At 63.7% G+C, this 17,293-nt stretch carries 15 protein-coding genes; 3 read left to right on the forward strand and 12 right to left on the reverse strand.

What is annotated here, in order from left to right; all coding sequences use genetic code 11:
* The 4 genes from AWB65_RS22075 to AWB65_RS22090 all read right to left on the reverse strand — a co-directional run.
* Positions 1–353, reverse strand: a 353-nt coding sequence (locus AWB65_RS22075) for a thiolase family protein (protein ID WP_268808258.1), incomplete at its 3' end; no start/stop codon positions are given.
* Between the two features lie 85 nt (positions 354–438).
* Positions 439–2,343 carry a class I poly(R)-hydroxyalkanoic acid synthase gene (gene phaC, locus AWB65_RS22080; RefSeq protein WP_087669169.1) on the reverse strand — a complete coding sequence of 635 codons (1,905 nt, stop codon included), beginning with the start codon at positions 2,341–2,343 and terminating at the stop codon, positions 439–441.
* Between the two features lie 459 nt (positions 2,344–2,802).
* A complete protein-coding gene (gene pgeF, locus AWB65_RS22085; RefSeq protein ID WP_087669170.1) occupies positions 2,803–3,642 on the reverse strand; it encodes a peptidoglycan editing factor PgeF in 840 nt (279 codons plus the stop codon).
* Positions 3,639–4,859, reverse strand: coding sequence for an RluA family pseudouridine synthase (locus AWB65_RS22090; protein ID WP_087669171.1), 1,221 nt, complete (start codon positions 4,857–4,859; stop codon positions 3,639–3,641). Before AWB65_RS22090 ends, pgeF begins: the two co-directional genes overlap by 4 nt.
* 42 nt (positions 4,860–4,901) lie before the next feature.
* Here AWB65_RS22090 and AWB65_RS22095 point away from each other — a divergent pair, with 42 nt between their 5' ends.
* Positions 4,902–5,735 carry an outer membrane protein assembly factor BamD gene (locus tag AWB65_RS22095; protein ID WP_200821765.1) on the forward strand — a complete coding sequence of 278 codons (834 nt, stop codon included), beginning with the start codon at positions 4,902–4,904 and terminating at the stop codon, positions 5,733–5,735.
* 69 nt (positions 5,736–5,804) lie between these two features.
* On the opposite strand, the gene yoaA is transcribed toward AWB65_RS22095, so the two are convergent.
* The 3 genes from yoaA to AWB65_RS22110 all read right to left on the reverse strand — a co-directional run bounded on the left by yoaA (position 5,805) and on the right by AWB65_RS22110 (position 9,229).
* Positions 5,805–8,066 carry a DNA repair helicase YoaA gene (gene yoaA, locus AWB65_RS22100; RefSeq protein ID WP_087669173.1) on the reverse strand — a complete coding sequence of 754 codons (2,262 nt, stop codon included), beginning with the start codon at positions 8,064–8,066 and terminating at the stop codon, positions 5,805–5,807.
* 56 nt (positions 8,067–8,122) lie between these two features.
* The gene (locus AWB65_RS22105; RefSeq protein WP_200821766.1) at positions 8,123–8,353 is read right to left on the reverse strand and encodes a DUF465 domain-containing protein; all 231 of its coding nucleotides are present in this window, start codon (positions 8,351–8,353) and stop codon (positions 8,123–8,125) included.
* A gap of 75 nt (positions 8,354–8,428) precedes the next feature.
* Positions 8,429–9,229 carry a flotillin family protein gene (locus tag AWB65_RS22110; protein WP_087669230.1) on the reverse strand — a complete coding sequence of 267 codons (801 nt, stop codon included), beginning with the start codon at positions 9,227–9,229 and terminating at the stop codon, positions 8,429–8,431.
* 291 nt (positions 9,230–9,520) lie between these two features.
* Between AWB65_RS22110 and AWB65_RS22115 the strand changes: the two genes are divergently transcribed.
* A complete protein-coding gene (locus tag AWB65_RS22115) occupies positions 9,521–11,872 on the forward strand; it encodes a Tex family protein (RefSeq protein ID WP_087669174.1) in 2,352 nt (783 codons plus the stop codon).
* Between the two features lie 66 nt (positions 11,873–11,938).
* Here the strand turns inward: AWB65_RS22115 and AWB65_RS22120 are convergent, their stop codons facing one another.
* Together AWB65_RS22120 and AWB65_RS22125 are read right to left on the reverse strand one after the other, a co-directional pair.
* Positions 11,939–12,262, reverse strand: a complete 324-nt coding sequence (locus AWB65_RS22120; RefSeq protein WP_087669175.1) for an RnfH family protein — start codon at positions 12,260–12,262, stop codon at positions 11,939–11,941.
* A 2-nt stretch (positions 12,263–12,264) separates the two neighbouring features.
* Positions 12,265–12,702, reverse strand: coding sequence for a type II toxin-antitoxin system RatA family toxin (locus AWB65_RS22125; RefSeq protein ID WP_087658009.1), 438 nt, complete (start codon positions 12,700–12,702; stop codon positions 12,265–12,267).
* A 134-nt stretch (positions 12,703–12,836) separates the two neighbouring features.
* Here AWB65_RS22125 and smpB point away from each other — a divergent pair, with 134 nt between their 5' ends.
* Complete coding sequence (gene smpB / locus AWB65_RS22130; RefSeq protein WP_087658008.1) at positions 12,837–13,286, forward strand: SsrA-binding protein SmpB; 450 nt, start codon at positions 12,837–12,839, stop codon at positions 13,284–13,286.
* A 70-nt stretch (positions 13,287–13,356) separates the two neighbouring features.
* Here smpB and AWB65_RS22135 read toward each other — a convergent pair whose 3' ends face one another.
* From AWB65_RS22135 to ppsA, 3 genes are all read right to left on the reverse strand, one after another.
* Positions 13,357–14,292 (reverse strand): SPFH domain-containing protein, encoded by a 936-nt coding sequence (locus AWB65_RS22135; RefSeq protein ID WP_087669176.1) that lies wholly within the window; start codon positions 14,290–14,292, stop codon positions 13,357–13,359.
* A gap of 18 nt (positions 14,293–14,310) precedes the next feature.
* Positions 14,311–14,739 carry an NfeD family protein gene (locus tag AWB65_RS22140; protein WP_087669177.1) on the reverse strand — a complete coding sequence of 143 codons (429 nt, stop codon included), beginning with the start codon at positions 14,737–14,739 and terminating at the stop codon, positions 14,311–14,313.
* A 98-nt stretch (positions 14,740–14,837) separates the two neighbouring features.
* Positions 14,838–17,255: a phosphoenolpyruvate synthase gene (ppsA, locus tag AWB65_RS22145; protein ID WP_087669178.1), complete on the reverse strand. Its 2,418-nt coding sequence runs from the start codon at positions 17,253–17,255 to the stop codon at positions 14,838–14,840.
* Positions 17,256–17,293: the final 38 nt, after the last annotated feature.

Below are 17,293 nucleotides of genomic sequence, written 5' to 3' on the forward strand. Positions count from 1 at the left end.
ATGTTTTCCTGGCCGCCGGCGATCACGATGTCGGCATCGCCCGCGATGATCGCGTTCGCCGCCAGCATCACGGCCTTGAGACCGGAGCCGCAGACCTTGTTGATCGTCATGCCGGGCACCGACGTGGGCAGGCCCGCCTTGATGACCGACTGGCGCGCCGGGTTCTGGCCCGAACCGGCCGTCAGCACCTGTCCAAGGATCACTTCGCTGATCTGCTCCGGTTTGAGGTTCGCGCGTTCCAGCACGGCGCGAATTACCGCTGCACCCAGATCGGGCGCTGCAATCTTCGCGAGCGACCCGCCGAATTTGCCGACCGCTGTCCGTGCGGCCGATACGATCACTACGTCAGTCATTTCAGTTTCCTTTGGCTACGAATGTTAAAGCGGGCTCTTGATGCCCGGTACGCAAAAGCGCACCGTCGAGGCGACGAAAAGCGGCTTACTGGTCACGCTGCAGCACATAGCGGCCAGGCGCCGCTTCGATAACACGGTGTTCCTCCGATCCCGGCGTGGCCGGCGCCTTCACCTTCTTGCCGGCGTAGGCCTGCAGCCAGTTCGTCCACGTGGGCCACCAGCTTCCCGGCTGCTCGGTCGCGGCGGCGAACCAGTCGTCCGGATCGGCGGCCAGGGTCTTGGCGTCGGCGTCGATGCTCCAGAAACTGCGCTTGTTCTTCGACGGCGGGTTGATCACCCCCGCGATATGCCCCGACGCGCCCAGCACGAACTTCTGCGGCCCGGTGAGCAGCGGCGCCGATGCATACGCCGACGTCCACGGCACGATGTGATCCTCGCGCGAACCGTAGAGGAACGTCGGCACGTCGATGCGCGACAGGTCGACCGGTTCGCCGCACGTCTTCAACTGGTTCGGCACGCGCAACTTGTTTTCGAGGTACGTGTTGCGCAGATACCAGACGCACATCGGACCCGGCAGGTTCGTCGAGTCGCTGTTCCAGAACAGCAGGTCGAACGCCTGGGGCGTGCGTCCCTTGAGATAGTTATCGACGACGTAGTTCCATACCAGATCGTTAGGACGCAAGTAGGAAAACGTATTCGCGAACTCGATGCCGCGCATGAGCCCCGGCTGCGCGCCGTTCTTGCCGCCGATCGTCTGCTCGCGCATCTGCACGTGCGACTCGTCGACGAAGACGTCGAGCACGCCGGTGTCGGAGAAGTCGAGCATCGCGGTGAGAAGCGTCATCGAGGCGGCCGGGTGTTCGCCGCGCGCCGCCGCGACCGCGAGCGCGGTCGCGAGGATCGTGCCGCCGATGCAGAAGCCGAGCGTGTTGATCTGCTCGCGGCCGGTGATCTGCCTGACGACGTCGATCGGTTCGAGCACGCCCTCCTGGACGTAGTCGTCCCAGGTCTTGTGCGCGATCGACTGATCGGCGTTGCGCCATGACAGGATGAACACCTGATGCCCCGCGTCGAGCGCATGGCGCACGAGCGAGCTTTCCGGCTGCAGATCGAGGATGTAGAACTTGTTGATGCAGGGCGGCACGATCAGGAGCGGCCGTTCGAACACCTGCGCCGTGCGCGGCTTGTACTGGATCAGTTGCAGCAGCTCGTTCTCATAGACGACCGAGCCTTCCGTCGAACCGATGTTATGCCCGACCACGAAGCCCGAATCATCCGACTGGGAGATCTTGCCGCGCTGCATGTCGTTTAGCAGGTTCATCATGCCCTGCCAGAGGCTTTCTCCCTTGCTTTCGATCAGCGCCTTCTGCGCTTCCGGATTGAACGCGAGGAAGTTGCTCGGCGAGGCGGCGGCGGTCCATTGCTGCACCGTGAAGCGGATGCGCTCGCGCGTCTTGGGATCGGTATCGACGGCTTCGGCGAGTTCCTGCAGATAGCGCGCGTTCAGCAGATACCACGCGGCGGTGAACGCATACGCGGGCGTCGATTGCCACGCCGTCGTGCTGAAGCGGCGATCTTTCAACGCTGACGGATCGATATTCTGCGCGCTGGCCTGCTTGAGCAATTCGATCACGTCGCGCGAATAGTTGCTCTGCAATTGCTGAAGACGCTCGGGCGAGATGACGGCGTTCGGCATCGCGGGCATCTGCGACAGCGCGCCGTTGAAGCCGGGAATTGCCTGCATGCCGGGGATCGCGCCCGCGAACTTCGAGAAATCGGGGATCGTGCCGAGTTTCGTGAAGTCCGGCATCGGCGGGATCGTGAACGGCACGGCGCCGGGCGCGCCGTTCAAGCCCGCGAAAGGATTCGCGGCGCTCTGGCCGTTGCCGCCATTCGTCTGCGGAGTCGCCTGCTGGGCGAGTGCCGCCCATTGCGATGGATCGGCGACCGAGCGCCACGCGTTCAACCATTGCTCGAAGACTTGCTGCATGCCTGCCGTGTCGGCGGGACCTGCGCTGGCCGATTTCGTATCGGCGGAATCTGAGCGGGAAGTTTGAGAGGATGTTTTAGAAGCAGCCATACCCGCTATTGACCTGTGAGTCCCGAAAGACTGATTGCTGATGCAGGCGCTCGTGCAGGGCTCGCCGGGACAGCGCGCAAGTGTGCGTCAAGTGCGCGATGGACACCGACCTTGCCACGCCGTGCCTGATTTCGAAATGAATCGGGAACATTCTTGCTCCCGAGCGTCAGGCATGTCAATGCTTTGCCCCGATTTTGCCGCAGTGCGATATTTTTTTAATTATCGTTTTCCCCCATGCGATCGTTGCGCCGATTCGGCCCTCGCGCGCGGGCATCGCCGACGCATCGGACGACGCACGCGCATGTGTCGCGGATATTGCAGCACAACAAAAAAAACGCTCATGCGTTCGGAGATTCGAAGCGTCGGGCGTTATTCGGCGAGCCAGATCATCGCGGCCATGCGGCCGGTGACGCGGTCGCGTCGATAGGAGTAGAAGCGCTCGCGCTCCGTCACCGTGCAGTGCGTGCCGCCGTGCACGCGCGCCGTATCGATACCCGCGTCTGCGAGCCGCAAGCGCGCGAGCGCGTAGATGTCAGCAAGGTATTTGCCTTTCGACTGCGTCGCGTGGAAAGCGGCGACGGTGGCGTCGCGGCGGGTGGCGTCGGCGGTGGTGGCGAAAGCATCGAGCACGTCCTCGCCGACTTCGAACGCGGACGGCCCGATCGCCGGCCCGAGATACGCACGCAATGCCGAAGGGCTCGCGCCAGCCAACGCGGCGACGCGCCCCGCCGTCTTTTCGACGATCCCCGCCGCGAGCCCGCGCCAGCCCGCATGCGCCGCGCCGACCGCGCGGCCGGCTTCGTCGCAAAAGAGCACCGGCAGGCAATCCGCGACCATCACGACGCATACCGCGCCCGGACGATCGGTCACGCTGGCATCAGCCTGTACCACCGTCGATGGCGCGTTCGCGCACCGGTCGATCACCGCACCCGCTTCGGCGATGTCGGCGCCATGAATCTGTTCGAGCCACGCGGCCGCGGGCGACTCGGTCAGCGCCAGCAGGCGGCGACGGTTTTCGCGCACGGCGTCGGGCGAGTCGCCGGTATGCAGGCCGAGGTTCAAACCGCCCTCGCCCGGTTGGCCGCCGCCATACGGCGCCTCGCTGACGCCGCCGTTTCTCGTTGTGACCAGCGCGCGCACGCGCTTCGACACGCGCCACGCCGGCCACAGACAGTCATCGTTGCGAAGCGCGGCGCGGGCGATGCTCATTCTTCGTCATCCTCGTAGTCTTCGTCGCAGTCGTCGCCGATCTCGTAGACTTCGACGAAATCGTCGTCATCGTCGCCGTGGTCCATCTCTTCCTCGCGGCCGAGGCCCAGTTCGGCGGCAAGAATCGAAATGTCCTCGGGGACATCGGCGCGCCAGGCGATGTCCTTGCCCGTCACCGGATGAACGAGCCCGAGCCTCCACGCATGCAGCGCCTGCCGCGCGAAGCCGTTCGGCAGCGGCGTGACGGAGCGCTTGCCGCGCGCGTGCCCGTAGACGGGGTCGCCGAGCAGCGGATGCCGCGTATGCGCGCAATGCACGCGAATCTGATGCGTGCGCCCGGTTTCGAGATCGCAATGGATCGCCGAGACCGGCTGGCCATTCCACAGCGCGCGGTCGATGGTGCGAAAGTGCGTGCGCGCGGGTTTGCCCGATGCGCTCTCGACCACAGCCATGCGCGTGCGGTCGCGCGGATCGCGGCCGATCGGCGCATCGATCGTGCCTTCGTCGGCCATCGTGCCCCAGACAAGCGCGACGTAGCGGCGCTTGACGGTACGCGCCTGCAATTGCCGCGTGAGGATGGTCTGCGCCTCGAGCGTGCGCGCGACGACCATCAGCCCCGATGTCTCCTTGTCCAGCCGATGCACGATGCCCGCGCGCGGCAGGCCGGCAGCGGCTTCGCCGTATCGGTACAGAAGGCCGTTGAGCAGCGTGCCGCTCCAGTTCCCCGCCGCCGGATGCACGACCATGCCCGCCGGCTTGTTGATGACGACGAGCGCGTCATCCTCGTAGACGATCTCGAGCGGCACCGGCTCCGGCGTGAACGCGAGCTGCTCGGGCAGCAGGTCGGGCACGAGCGTGATCGTGGCGCCGAGCGGCACCGCCTGGCGGATCTTCGCGGGCGCGCCGTCAATCTGCACGCGCTGCGCATCGATCCACGCCTGCAGGCGGCTGCGTGAGAACTCGGGAAACATTTTCGCCATGACCTTGTCGAGCCGGTCGCCCGCGTACTCGTCGGGCACGACCGCGACGCGCGGCGTTTCGGCATCGGCGCGGCGCTCGGCGAGCATCGTCGGGACGGTGGTCTCGGAGCCTTCTGCAGACGGCGCGGCAGGCTCTCGGGACATGGCTGAATCGTCCGGGCGTGCGTCGTCGGCCGGTGCGCTTGGGCTATAATCTTTGTTGCGATCTTTGGTACGACTAGTACTTGAGCGGGTCATTTAGACTGAAAGCCGGGAAATAGCTAGGAAATGCAAGCACTGATGCGAGCCCTGAACACCACCAAACAATCGATGCAGAAATCGATCAAGTACCTGGCGCTGGCCGCTGGCGTTGCCATTGTGGCGGGTTGCCACGGCCTGCCCGAGAAGACCGACGAGACGGCAACGTGGAATAACAACAAATTATATACGGAGGCTCAGGACGCGCTTTCCGGCGGCGACTTCGGCAAGTGCGCGAAATACTTCGAAAGCCTCGAAGGCCGCGACCCGTTCGGCCATTTCGCGCAGCAGGCGCAGATCAACGTCGCGTACTGCAACTGGAAGGACGGCGAAACCGCCAACGCCGACCAGGCCATCGACCGCTTCATCAAGCTGCATCCGGACCACCCGGAAATTTCGTACGCGTACTACCTGAAGGGGATGATCCACTTCAACGACGACCTCGGTCTATTCGGCCGCTTCTCCGGCCAGGACATGAGCGAGCGCGATCCGAAGTCGCTGCGCGAGTCGTATGACGCGTTCAAGGTGGTCGTCGACCGTTATCCGAACAGCAAGTATGCGCCGGACGCCGCGCAGCGCATGCGCTATATCGTGAATGCGCTGGCGTCGCACGAGGTCCATGCGGCCGATTATTACTATCGCCGTGGTGCGTATGTCGCGGCCATCAACCGGGCGCAGCTCGCGATTCGCGAATACAAGAACGCGCCGGCAACCGAAGACGCGCTGCACATCATGATGCTCTCGTACCAGAAGCTCGACCAGCCGCAACTCGCCGACGACACGAAGCGCGTGCTCGCCGCCACGTTCCCCGACAGCCCGTACGTGACCGGCAAGCGCCGCGCGGGCACGGACAAGCCCTGGTATCAGATCTGGTAAGCCGCTTCTTCGTCGCACCCAACAAAAAACCCGGCTCTCGCTCGAAGCCGGGTTTTTTATGCCCTCAATCTACTCCGCCAGATCGGCGGCCGTGCTCTCCGGATCGGCGAAGAACTCGCGCACGACCTCGATTTCCCGCGTGCGCTTGAACGGCGGCAGGCTTTGCCAGATGCGCCGGCCGTAGGGTTTATCAACCAAACGCGTGTCGCAGATCATCAGCACGCCGCGATCGGTTTCCGCGCGGATCAGCCGCCCCGCGCCCTGCTTGAGCGTGATCACCGCCTGCGGCAACTGATGCACGGCAAACGGGCTCAGCCCTTTCTTCGTCAATGCTTCGAGCCGCGCCGAAAGCACGGGATCGTCGGGCGGGGCGAACGGCAGCTTGTCGATCACGACGAGCGACAGCGCATCCCCACGCACGTCGACGCCTTCCCAGAAGCTCTGGCTCCCCACGAGAATCGCGTTGCCGTAGGCGCGAAAACGATCGAGCAGCTCAGTGCGGCTCGCGTCGCCCTGGACCAGTAGCGGGTAATCCCAGCCGCGCCGCTCGATCGTGTCACGCAGGCGCATCGAGATGCGATCGACCGCGCGCAGCGTCGTGCACAGCACGAACACGCCGCCGCCCGACGCTTCGATCGCCGGCAGCGCCGCTTCGAACACGGCGTCGGTGAATTGCGGCGACGACGGCTGCGGCAGGTTCCGCGGCACGTACAGGAGCCCTTGCGTCGGGTAATCGAAGGGGCTCGGCAGCGTCATCGAGCGGCGCGCGTTGAGGCCCATCTGTGCCGCGTAGTGGGTGAAGTCGCCGCGCACCGAGAGCGTCGCCGACGTGAAGATCCACGCGCGCGGCACGCCTGCGCGCTGTTTCGCGAAGATCGGCGCGACGGAGAGCGGCGTCTCGTGCAACTGCACCGTGTGCGAGAACACTTCGATCCAGCGCACCATTTCGTTCGGATCGGCCTTGGCGGCTTGCTTCGCGGCCTCCTCGTCCTCGACGACCGCGCGTTCCGTCGATGTCGGCGGTGTCGTCCAGCCCGCGAGCTGACCCTGCAACTCGCGCGCACGGCGCACGAGCGCCTGCAGCGGTTCGGCGCGTTCAGCGTGCGCCGAGAGCGCGGCGCTCAGCGCGTCGAGATGCGTGTCGAGCGTATCGAGCGCTTCGAAGAGCGGATGATCGTCGGGGAGCTGGCCGAGCGACAGGCGCACTGAATCCTCGCGAAACGCGAGCCGCAGGTCGCGCGCGGCGCGTTCCAGCGCGGCGCCGAGCTTGGTCCAGTCGGTGGCATCGCGCGCGTGGCTCAGGCCTTCCGCGACCGAATCGCGCGCGAGTTCGAGGAACTGCGTCGTCGAAACGGTAACGCCAAAGAAAAGCGTCGCGGTTTCGGGCAACTGATGCGCTTCGTCGAAGATGATCGTGTTCGCCGTCGGCAGCAGTTCGGCCATGCCGGTGTCGCGCAGCATGACGTCGGCGAAAAACAGGTGGTGATTCACCACGACGATGTCCGCCTGCTGCGCTTCCTTGCGCGCTTGCATCACGAAACAGTCCTTGTAATGCGGGCATTCCTGGCCGAGACAGTTGTCGCGCGTGGAGGTAACCATCGGCCAGACCGGCGAGTTTTCGGGCACGCTCGCGAGCTCGGCCTTGTCGCCGGTGCGCGTGATTTTCGCGAACCGGATGATGTCCTGCAGATGCGACGTGTCCTGGCGCGTTGGCAGGCGGCCGTTGTCGGCGGTGCGTTGCAGATAGTAATGGCACAGGTAATTCGCGCGGCCTTTGAGCATCGCCACCGACACCGGCACGGCGAGTGCGTCGCGCATGGTCGGGATGTCGCGCTGGAAGAGCTGGTCCTGCAAGTGCTTCGTACCGGTCGAGACGATCACCTTGCCGCCCCACAGCATCGCCGGAACGAGGTACGCGTAGGTCTTGCCGGTGCCCGTCCCCGCTTCGACGATCAGCGTGTTCTCGCCCCCATCGACCGCAGCCGTCGCGGTGGCGATGCCCACATCGTCCGTCTGCTGCTCGACGGGCGATTGCGGCGCATCGGACGGTCCGGGCTTGCGCGCCGGACGCCGTTGCGCCTCGAACATCGCGGGTTCGGGCATCGCGCGGCCGGACGCTTCCATCGCGGCGGCGACGGCGCGCGCCATGTCGATTTGCGACGCGCGCGAGCGATAGCCGTCGATCGCGCGTGCGAGCAGGCCCTCGGCGGAGAAGATGGAATCGAGTTCGGCGCGGCGTTTGTCGGCGAGGACGAGCGCGGCGGGGCCATCGGCGGTGACGGCAGCGCTGTTGGAAGACGACGATGAAGATGAGCGGACGGGAGAATTCAAGGCAAGCGATTCCTGCTAATGCCGGTGCGCGCGCCGCCGGGCGGTGAATACGGCGCTCAGTGCGCGTCCGGCTCCAGTTGCAATTGCAACAGGATGATGGTGTCTTTCACCTTGAGCTTGCGCTTTTTGAGGCGCCGCAACTCGAGATCGTTGATGCCGGGCACGCTCGCCATCTTGCCGATCAGGCTGTCGAGTCCGTGATGCTCGGCCTGCAATTGCGCGATGCGATCGCGGATCGTGCCTGCATCCACGGCTACGGCTGGCGCTGTGGTCAAACGCTGTTGCATGCTCGCCTCCTCACACTACGCGCGGCGCCGCGTTGAAAACGGCATCGCCCGAGGTTGCTGTCCGGCTCGAAGGTGCTACTTGTTCTGCTGCAGTTGCTGTTGTTGCTGCTTGATCTGCTGCTGACGCTGCTGTTCCTGCTGGGCCTCGAGCGCGCGCTGCTGCTGTTTCGCCGCAGCCTCTTTCTGGCGCGCTTCGACTTCCGCCTGGTGCAGCGCCGCCTGGCGCTGCTTTTCCTCGTAGCGCTGCGCCTTGTCATCGCGATCGCGCGCGTCCTGCGCGCCGCGGGCGCGCGCGTCGTCGAGCTGCTTCTGGTAGTCGGCCTGCTTTTTCTGGTACGCGGCGTCGTTCGCGGCGCGCTGCGGCGCCTCGGCATTGCGCTGCGCCGCCGCCAGTTCGTTCTGACGCTGCTTCTCGGCAAACGATGTCTCGTTCGCCTTCTCATTCGTGGCGCGCTGCGGCGCTTCCGCCTCGTATTGCGCGCGCTTGATCGCCGTCTGCTGGTCGCGTTCACTCGCGTGCTGGGCGCGTTGTTCGTCGTCGAGGGCGAGCTGTTGCTTTCGAATGTCCTGGCGCTCGAAGCGCATTTCGTCGCGCGCCTTGTTGAGACAGTGATTCACGAAAAACGTGCTATAGCAGTTGTGCTGCGCGACGCCATAGCGGTAGTTGTTTTCCTCGCTGCGCAGGCTCAGTACTTTCTGCCGTTGCGTAAACTCGTTCTCGACAGGCGCATCGACAGCTTCTCCAAGCGGCTTCGCGGTGACCGACGTGGTGGCATCGATCGGCTTGGGCGTTTGCGCCGAAACCGCCTGCGACGACATCGCCAGCATCGCCGATACAGCCAGCGCCACAGCCCGCCACGGAGAACCGGAAAGCACGCGGGGAAACGAACCCGAAGACGAAGCGACGGCGGTTTTCGACGCGCTCGCGGGCGATGGGCTCGGCAGGACGTGGATAAGGCGGGAGGTCGGCAACGTGATGGGCAAGCAGCTTGAACGATCCCGAAATTCTATCACCGCGCGCCGGAGCGCCCCGGCATTTATGGCAAAATGCCCGGCTTCACCAACCCGGCCGACGTGCTCGCGCCCTCAATACCCGCGCGTTCCCGCGCGAGTCCGAAATGCGCGGCGCCCACGCCCTTGATGAGCCAGCAGGCAGTGCAGAAACCCATGACGGAAACCGTAGCACTCAAGATCGTCCAGCGCATCGCCAGCGAGTTGACCGTAGAGCCGCGCCAGGTCGCCGCGGCCGTGCAACTCCTCGATGAAGGCTCAACCGTTCCGTTCATCGCCCGGTATCGCAAGGAAGTGACCGGCAATCTCGACGATACGCAACTGCGCAATCTCGAAGAACGGCTCCTGTATCTGCGCGAGCTCGAAGACCGCCGCGCATCGATCCTTTCCAGCATCGACGAGCAAGGCAAGCTCACCGACGAACTGCGTGCCGCTCTCGAAGGCGCCGACAGCAAGCAGGTCCTCGAAGACCTCTATCTTCCCTACAAGCCGAAGCGCCGCACGCGTGCGCAGATCGCCCGCGAAGCCGGGCTCGAACCGCTCGCGCACGCGCTCCTCGCCGATCCAAAGCTCGATCCGCAAACCGAAGCCGCGAAGTTCGTCGATGCCGAAAAGGGTGTCGCGGATGTCAAAGCCGCGCTCGACGGCGCCCGCGACATCCTCTCCGAGCAATTCGGCGAGACGGCGGAAATCCTCGGCAGGCTGCGCGACTACCTGTTCAAGCAGGGCCGCGTGATGTCGACGGTAGTCGATGGCAAACAGGGCGAGGAAGGCGAAAAGTTCCGCGATTACTACGAGTACAGCGAGACGATCCGCACCGTGCCGTCGCACCGCGCGCTCGCGCTCTTTCGCGGACGCAATGCCGGCGTGCTGATGGTGAAGCTGGGCTTGGGCGACGAACTCGACGCGCAAGTGCCGCATCCGGGCGAAGCGATGATCGCGCATCATTTCGGCATCGCGAATCAGGGGCGTCCGGCCGACAAGTGGCTGTCCGACGTCTGCCGCTGGTGCTGGCGCGTGAAGGTGCAGCCGAGCATCGAAAACGATCTGCTGACGCAGTTGCGCGAGGAAGCCGAAGCCGAGGCGATCCGCGTGTTCGCGCGCAACCTCAAGGACCTGCTGCTCGCGGCGCCCGCCGGCCCGAAAGCCGTGATCGGCCTCGATCCGGGGCTGCGCACGGGCGTGAAAGTCGCAGTGGTCGATCGGACGGGCAAGGTGCTCGCGACCGATACCATCTACCCGCACGAGCCGCGCCGCGACTGGGACGGCTCGCTCGCGAAGCTTGCGCGCGTCGCCGCGCAAACGCAGGCGGAACTGATCAGCATCGGTAACGGCACGGCATCGCGCGAAACCGACAAGCTCGCGAGCGAACTCATCGCGAAGCATCCGGAGCTGAAGCTGCAGAAGATCGTGGTGTCGGAAGCGGGTGCATCGGTGTATTCGGCGTCCGAGCTAGCCGCGAAAGAGTTTCCAGACCTCGACGTCACGCTGCGCGGCGCCGTATCGATCGCGCGGCGTCTGCAGGACCCGCTCGCCGAGCTCGTCAAGATCGATCCGAAGGCGATCGGCGTCGGCCAGTATCAGCATGACGTGAACCAGCGCGAACTCGCGCGCTCGCTCGATGCGGTCGTCGAGGATTGCGTGAACGCGGTCGGCGTCGATGCGAATACGGCGTCGGTCGCCCTGCTCGCCCGTGTGTCTGGGCTCAACGCGACGCTCGCGCGCAATATCGTCGAGTTTCGCGACGCGAACGGGCCGTTCCCGTCGCGCGAGCATCTGAAAAAAGTGCCGCGTCTCGGCGATAAAACGTTCGAGCAGGCCGCCGGCTTCTTGCGCATCAACAACGGCAGCAATCCGCTCGATCGCTCGTCGGTGCACCCTGAGGCGTATCCGGTCGTCAAGCGTATTCTCGCGAAGATCAACAAGCACGTCGGCGACGTGCTCGGCAAGCGCGAGGCGCTCTCGGGCCTGTCGCCGGCGGAATTCGTCGACGATCGCTTCGGTCTTCCGACCGTGCGCGACATTCTCTCCGAGCTCGAAAAGCCGGGCCGCGATCCGCGTCCCGAATTCAAGACGGCGACGTTCCGCGAAGGCGTCGAGAAGATCTCGGACCTCACGCCGGGCATGGTGCTGGAAGGCGTCGTGACGAACGTGGCGGCGTTCGGCGCATTCGTCGATATCGGCGTGCATCAGGACGGGCTCGTGCACGTCTCGGCGATGTCGACCAAGTTCATCAAGGACCCGCACGAAGTCGTGAAAGCGGGGCAAATCGTGAAGGTCAAGGTGGTGGAGACCGACGTGAAACGCCAGCGTATCGCGCTGACGATGCGTCTCGACGACGATTTCGCCGCTGCGGGCACGGCCGGCGGCGCGGCGGGTGGCTCGCAGCGCGGCGGCGCTCAGGACAAGCGTGGCGGCGGCAGCAATCGCGACGTGCGCGGCAACGGCCGTCGCGAGCCAGAGGCGTCCAGTGCGATGGCGGCGGCTTTCGCGAAACTGAAGCGATAGCGCGACGCGCTTCGGGCAAGACAAAAGGCCGTTCCAGTGCAACTGGAACGGCCTTTTGTCATTGATCTACCGCGAATCCTTGTTCTGCCACTTCCTGCCCTCGATCGACCCTGCCCTGCGAGTCTTCTCGACGCGCCGCTGACGCGCCGTCTTCGGATCGACCTTCAGCGGCCGGTAAATCTCTACACGATCGCGATCTGCAAGCACTGCGTCGAGCGGACTGATCTTGCCGTACACGCCCACTTTCTGCGCATCGACATCGATTTCCGGATGGCGCTGCAAAACACCGCTTGCATCGATGGCCTGCCGCACCGTCGCGCCTTCCGGCAGATCGAGCGTCGCGAGAAAACTGCGCCCGTCCGGCAAGCCGTAACACACATCGATCCGCATGCTCACGCCTTCCCGTACTTCTGGTCCGCGCGCTTGACGAACGAATCGACGAACGTGTTCGCGATATGGCTGAACACCGGCCCGATGAGCTTTTCCAGGATGATGTTGGAAAATTCGTAATGCAGCGCAAATTCGATCTTGCAGGCATCGGCCCGAAGCGGCGTGAAGCGCCAATAGCCGGTGAACTTCTTGAAAGGACCGTCCATGAACTCCATATCGATACTGGTCGGCCGTTTTTGCGTGTTGCGCGTCGCGAAGTGCTGCTTGATACCCTTGAAGCTGATGTCGATCTTGGCTTCCATGCCGGTTTCGTCCTGGCGTCGAATCTCTACGCCGCCGCACCACGGCAGGAAATTGGGGTAGTCGGCGACGTCGGTGACGAGGTCGAACATCTGCTCCGCCGAATGGCGGATCAACACGGTTTTCTGAACATCTGCCATAAAGGGCGCAACATGTGGCAAGAGTGGGAAGCTTCGCGGCCGCTTCTTCAGACCTTATCGGGCGGGCCCATGAGCCCCGTACGACGCCGCGCTGCTAAAATCAGGATTTTAAACGAGTTGGGCACTTTCCATTCATGAGCATCATAGACAACAGAAAAGCCTTCTTCGATTATTTCATCGAAGACCGCTATGAGGCCGGGCTCGTGCTCGAAGGGTGGGAAGTCAAGGCCATCCGGGCCGGGCGCACGCAGATCAAGGAAGGTTACGTCATGATCCGCGACGGCGCGCTGTATCTGATCGGCGCGCACATCAGCCCGCTGCCGGAAGCGTCGACACACATCAACCCCGATCCAGTGCGCACGCGCAAGCTCCTGCTGCACGCGGAAGAGATCTCGAAGCTCATCAGCAAGGTCGAGCAGCGCGGCCACACGCTCGTGCCGCTCAATCTTCATTACAAAGGCGGCCGCGTGAAATGCGAGATCGGTCTCGCCAAGGGCAAGAAGATGCACGACAAGCGCGAAACCGAAAAAAAGCGCGACTGGGAACGCGAAAAGGCGCGCATCATGCGCGGCGCGACGAAGTAACCATTGCGTTGACAATGGAAACGGGGCGTTGACTGCTTGAGTCAACGCCCCGTTGTCTTTTGAAGCTTCTTCAGCTCTTGCGGATGACGCCGCCGCCGTCGCCTTTCACGATCGCCAGCGCCGACGCGATCATCGACCCCATGTCCGACAGATTGCCCGGCACGATCAGCGTGTTGCCCTGTTTCGCGATGTTGCCAAACGCGCCGACATACTGCTCCGCGATCTTCAGGTTCACCGCCTCCATCCCACCGCCGCTCTGGATCGCCGCGCCGACCTTCGCGATCGCCTGCGCGTTCGCCTCGGCAACAGCCAGAATCGCCGACGCCTGCCCTTGCGCCTGATTGATCGCCGCCTGCCGCTCGCCTTCCGACTTGTGGATCGCCGCCTCGCGCGCGCCCCACGCGAGGTTGATCTGCTCCTGCTTGCGCCCTTCCGATGCCGCGATCACCGCGCGTTTTTCACGCTCGGCGGTGATCTGCGCCTGCATCGCGTGGAGGATTTCCTTCGGCGGCGTCAGATCCTTGATTTCGTAGCGCAGCACCTTCACGCCCCAGTTCGACGCCGCTTCGTCGAGCGCCGTCACAATGCTGTGGTTGATGTAGTCGCGTTCCTCGAAGGTCTTGTCGAGTTCGAGCTTGCCGATCACCGAGCGCAGCGTGGTCTGCGACAACTGCGTGATCGCGTAGACGAAATTGCTCGATCCATACGACGCCTTCATCGCATCGGTGACCTGGAAGTAAAGCACGCCATCGACCTGCAACTGCGTGTTGTCTCGCGTGATACAGACCTGGCTCGGCACTTCGAGCGGAATCTCCTTGAGCACATGCTTGTAGGCCACGCGATCGATGAACGGCAGCACGATCGTGAGACCGGGCGTGAGCGTCGTGTGATAGCGGCCGAGCCGCTCAAGCACCCACGCGTGCTGCTGCGGCACGATCTTGATAATCTGCGCGGCGATCACGATCACGATCACCAGCAGGATGGCCCCGACTATAGTTACATCCATTTCTTCACTCCTTTGTTATCAACGCTTCGCCGTCACGACGAGCCGATTGCCCTGCATCGCCATGATCTGGTACCAGCGCGCGCCTTCCGTTTCGCCGGGCGCGAGTTCGACGTCCCACTCCGCCCCGCGATACATCGCGCGCGCATGGCCCTCGTGCCATTCATTCACCTGCAGCGTCTCGCCGATGTCGAGGTTCACGCCCGCGTCGCGCGAGGCGTCGCGCCGCTTCCAGCTACCAAAGCGCGAGCGCCTGAGCACGATGACCGCGACGAGCGCCACCAGTGCAGCCACCGCCAGTTCGATGGCGAGCGACGCGCCCGCCCAATGCGCCAGCCCGCCCGCGATGAAACCGAGCGCGATCATCAGCAAGTAGAACGTGCCCGTGATCAACTCCATCACCACGAGCGCGCCGGCTGCGATCCACCAGAAAAGTCCGCTTGCGGCCATGTCAGTCTCCAAACGAAAACACCCCGGAATATCCGGGGTGTTTATAGCACGGCAACCGTCTCAAAAAAGCTATCGAAAGGCCGCCATGTGATGCCTGCTTACTTGTTCAAGGCTTTGGCAAGCGTCTGCCACGTATCGATGATCGTGTCCGGATTCAACGACATCGACTTGATGCCTTCCTTCGCGAGCCATTCGGCGAGGTCCGGATGATCCGACGGACCCTGTCCGCAAATACCGACGTACTTGTTCAGCCGCAGGCACGTTTCGATCGCGCGCTTGAGCATGAACTGCACGGCCGGATCGCGTTCGTCGAAATCGATGGCGAGCAATTCCATGCCCGAGTCGCGGTCGAGGCCGAGCGTGAGCTGCGTAAGGTCGTTCGAGCCGATCGAGAAGCCGTCGAAGAATTGCAGGAACTCCTCGGCCAGAATCGCGTTCGACGGCACTTCACACATCATGATCAGCTTCAGGCCGTTCACGCCGCGCTTGAGGCCGAACTTCTCCAGCAGCCCGACCACGCGTTCCGCCTGCTTCAGCGTACGCACGAACGGCACCATGATCTCGACGTTATCGAGCCCCATCTCCTCGCGCACCTTCTTCAGCGCGATGCATTCCATCTGGAACGCTTCGGCAAAGTCGTCGGAGATGTAGCGCGACGCGCCGCGGAAACCGAGCATCGGATTTTCTTCGTCCGGCTCGTAGCGCGAACCGCCGATCAACTTCTTGTACTCGTTCGACTTGAAATCTGACAGACGCACGATCACGGGCTTCGGATAGAACGCCGCCGCGATCGTGGCGATGCCTTCGGTCAGCTTGTCGACGTAGAACGCACGCGGCGACGCGTGACCGCGCGCGACGCTTTCCACGGCCTTCTTCAAATCCGAATCGATGTTCGGATATTCGAGGATCGCCTTCGGATGGACGCCGATGTTGTTGTTGATGATGAACTCGAGCCGCGCAAGGCCGACACCCGCGTTCGGCAGTTGCGAGAAATCGAAGGCAAGCTGCGGATTGCCGACGTTCATCATGATCTTGACCGGAATCTCGGGCAGTTCGCCGCGCTGCACCTCGGTCACTTCGGTTTCGAGCAGGCCGTCGTAGATCTTGCCTTCGTCGCCTTCCGCGCACGAAACCGTCACGAGCGCGCCTTCCTTCAGCACATCGGTGGCGTCGCCGCAGCCGACCACCGCCGGCACGCCGAGCTCACGCGCGATGATCGCCGCGTGGCAGGTCCGCCCGCCACGATTCGTGACGATCGCCGAGGCGCGCTTCATCACCGGCTCCCAGTTCGGGTCGGTCATGTCGGCGACGAGCACGTCGCCCGGCTGCACGCGTTCCATTTCCGACGGATCGTGAATCACGCGCACGGGACCCGCGCCGATCTTCTGGCCGATCGCGCGACCCGTGGCGAGCACGTTCGACTGCCCCTTCAGCTTGAAGCGCATTTCGGCCTTGCCGGCCGCCTGACTCTTCACCGTCTCGGGGCGCGCCTGAAGGATGAAGATCTTGCCGTCGCGGCCGTCCTTGCCCCATTCGATGTCCATCGGACGCTGATAGTGCTTTTCAATGATGACGGCGTACTTGGCGAGCTCGATCACGTCTTCGTCGGTGATCGAGAAGCGGTTGCGCTGCTCGTGCGGCACGTCGACGGTCTTCACGCGGCCCTCTTCGCCTGCCTTGGTGAATTCCATCTTGATCAGTTTGGAACCGATCGAGCGGCGGATGATCGGGTACTTGTCCTGCGCGAGCGTGGTCTTGAAGACGTAGAACTCGTCCGGGTTCACGGCGCCCTGCACGACCGTTTCGCCGAGACCGTAGCTCGACGTGATGAACACGGCTTCCTTGAAGCCCGACTCGGTGTCGAGCGTGAACATGACGCCGGCCGCGCCCACGTCCGAGCGGACCATGCGCTGCACACCCGCCGACAACGCGACTTCAGCGTGGGTAAAACCCTTGTGGACGCGATAGGAGATGGCCCGGTCGTTATACAGCGACGCGAACACGTGCTTCATGCGGTCGAGCACTTCTTCGATGCCGACCACGTTCAGATAGCTTTCCTGCTGGCCGGCGAACGACGCATCCGGCAGGTCTTCAGCGGTCGCCGACGAGCGCACGGCGAACGACAGTTCTTCGGGCGAACTGTTTTGCAGCGTGTCGAAACCCTTGCGGATTTCTTCTTCGAGACGCGGCTGCATCGGCGCATCGACGATCCACTGGCGAATTTCCTTGCCGGCAACGGCCAGGGCCTTCACGTCGTCGACGTCGAAGAGTTCGAGGCGCTTCGCGATGCGCTCGGTCAGATTGTTGTGATTGAGGAAATCGCGAAAGGCGAGCGCCGTGGTGGCGAAGCCCGTCGGCACGCGCACACCGGCGTTGGCCAACTGACTGATCATCTCGCCGAGCGACGCGTTCTTGCCGCCGACGATTTCGACATCGGTCATTCGCAACTGCTCGAATGGAACTACATACGCCTGATCCTTTGCGACATCTTTCGCAACATTGACTGCGTTGTTCATACAAGCCCCTAAGGTGGATGGAATTCACGATCATGCAA

This window comes from Caballeronia humi (assembly GCF_001544475.1).
GTDB lineage: Bacteria > Pseudomonadota > Gammaproteobacteria > Burkholderiales > Burkholderiaceae > Caballeronia > Caballeronia humi.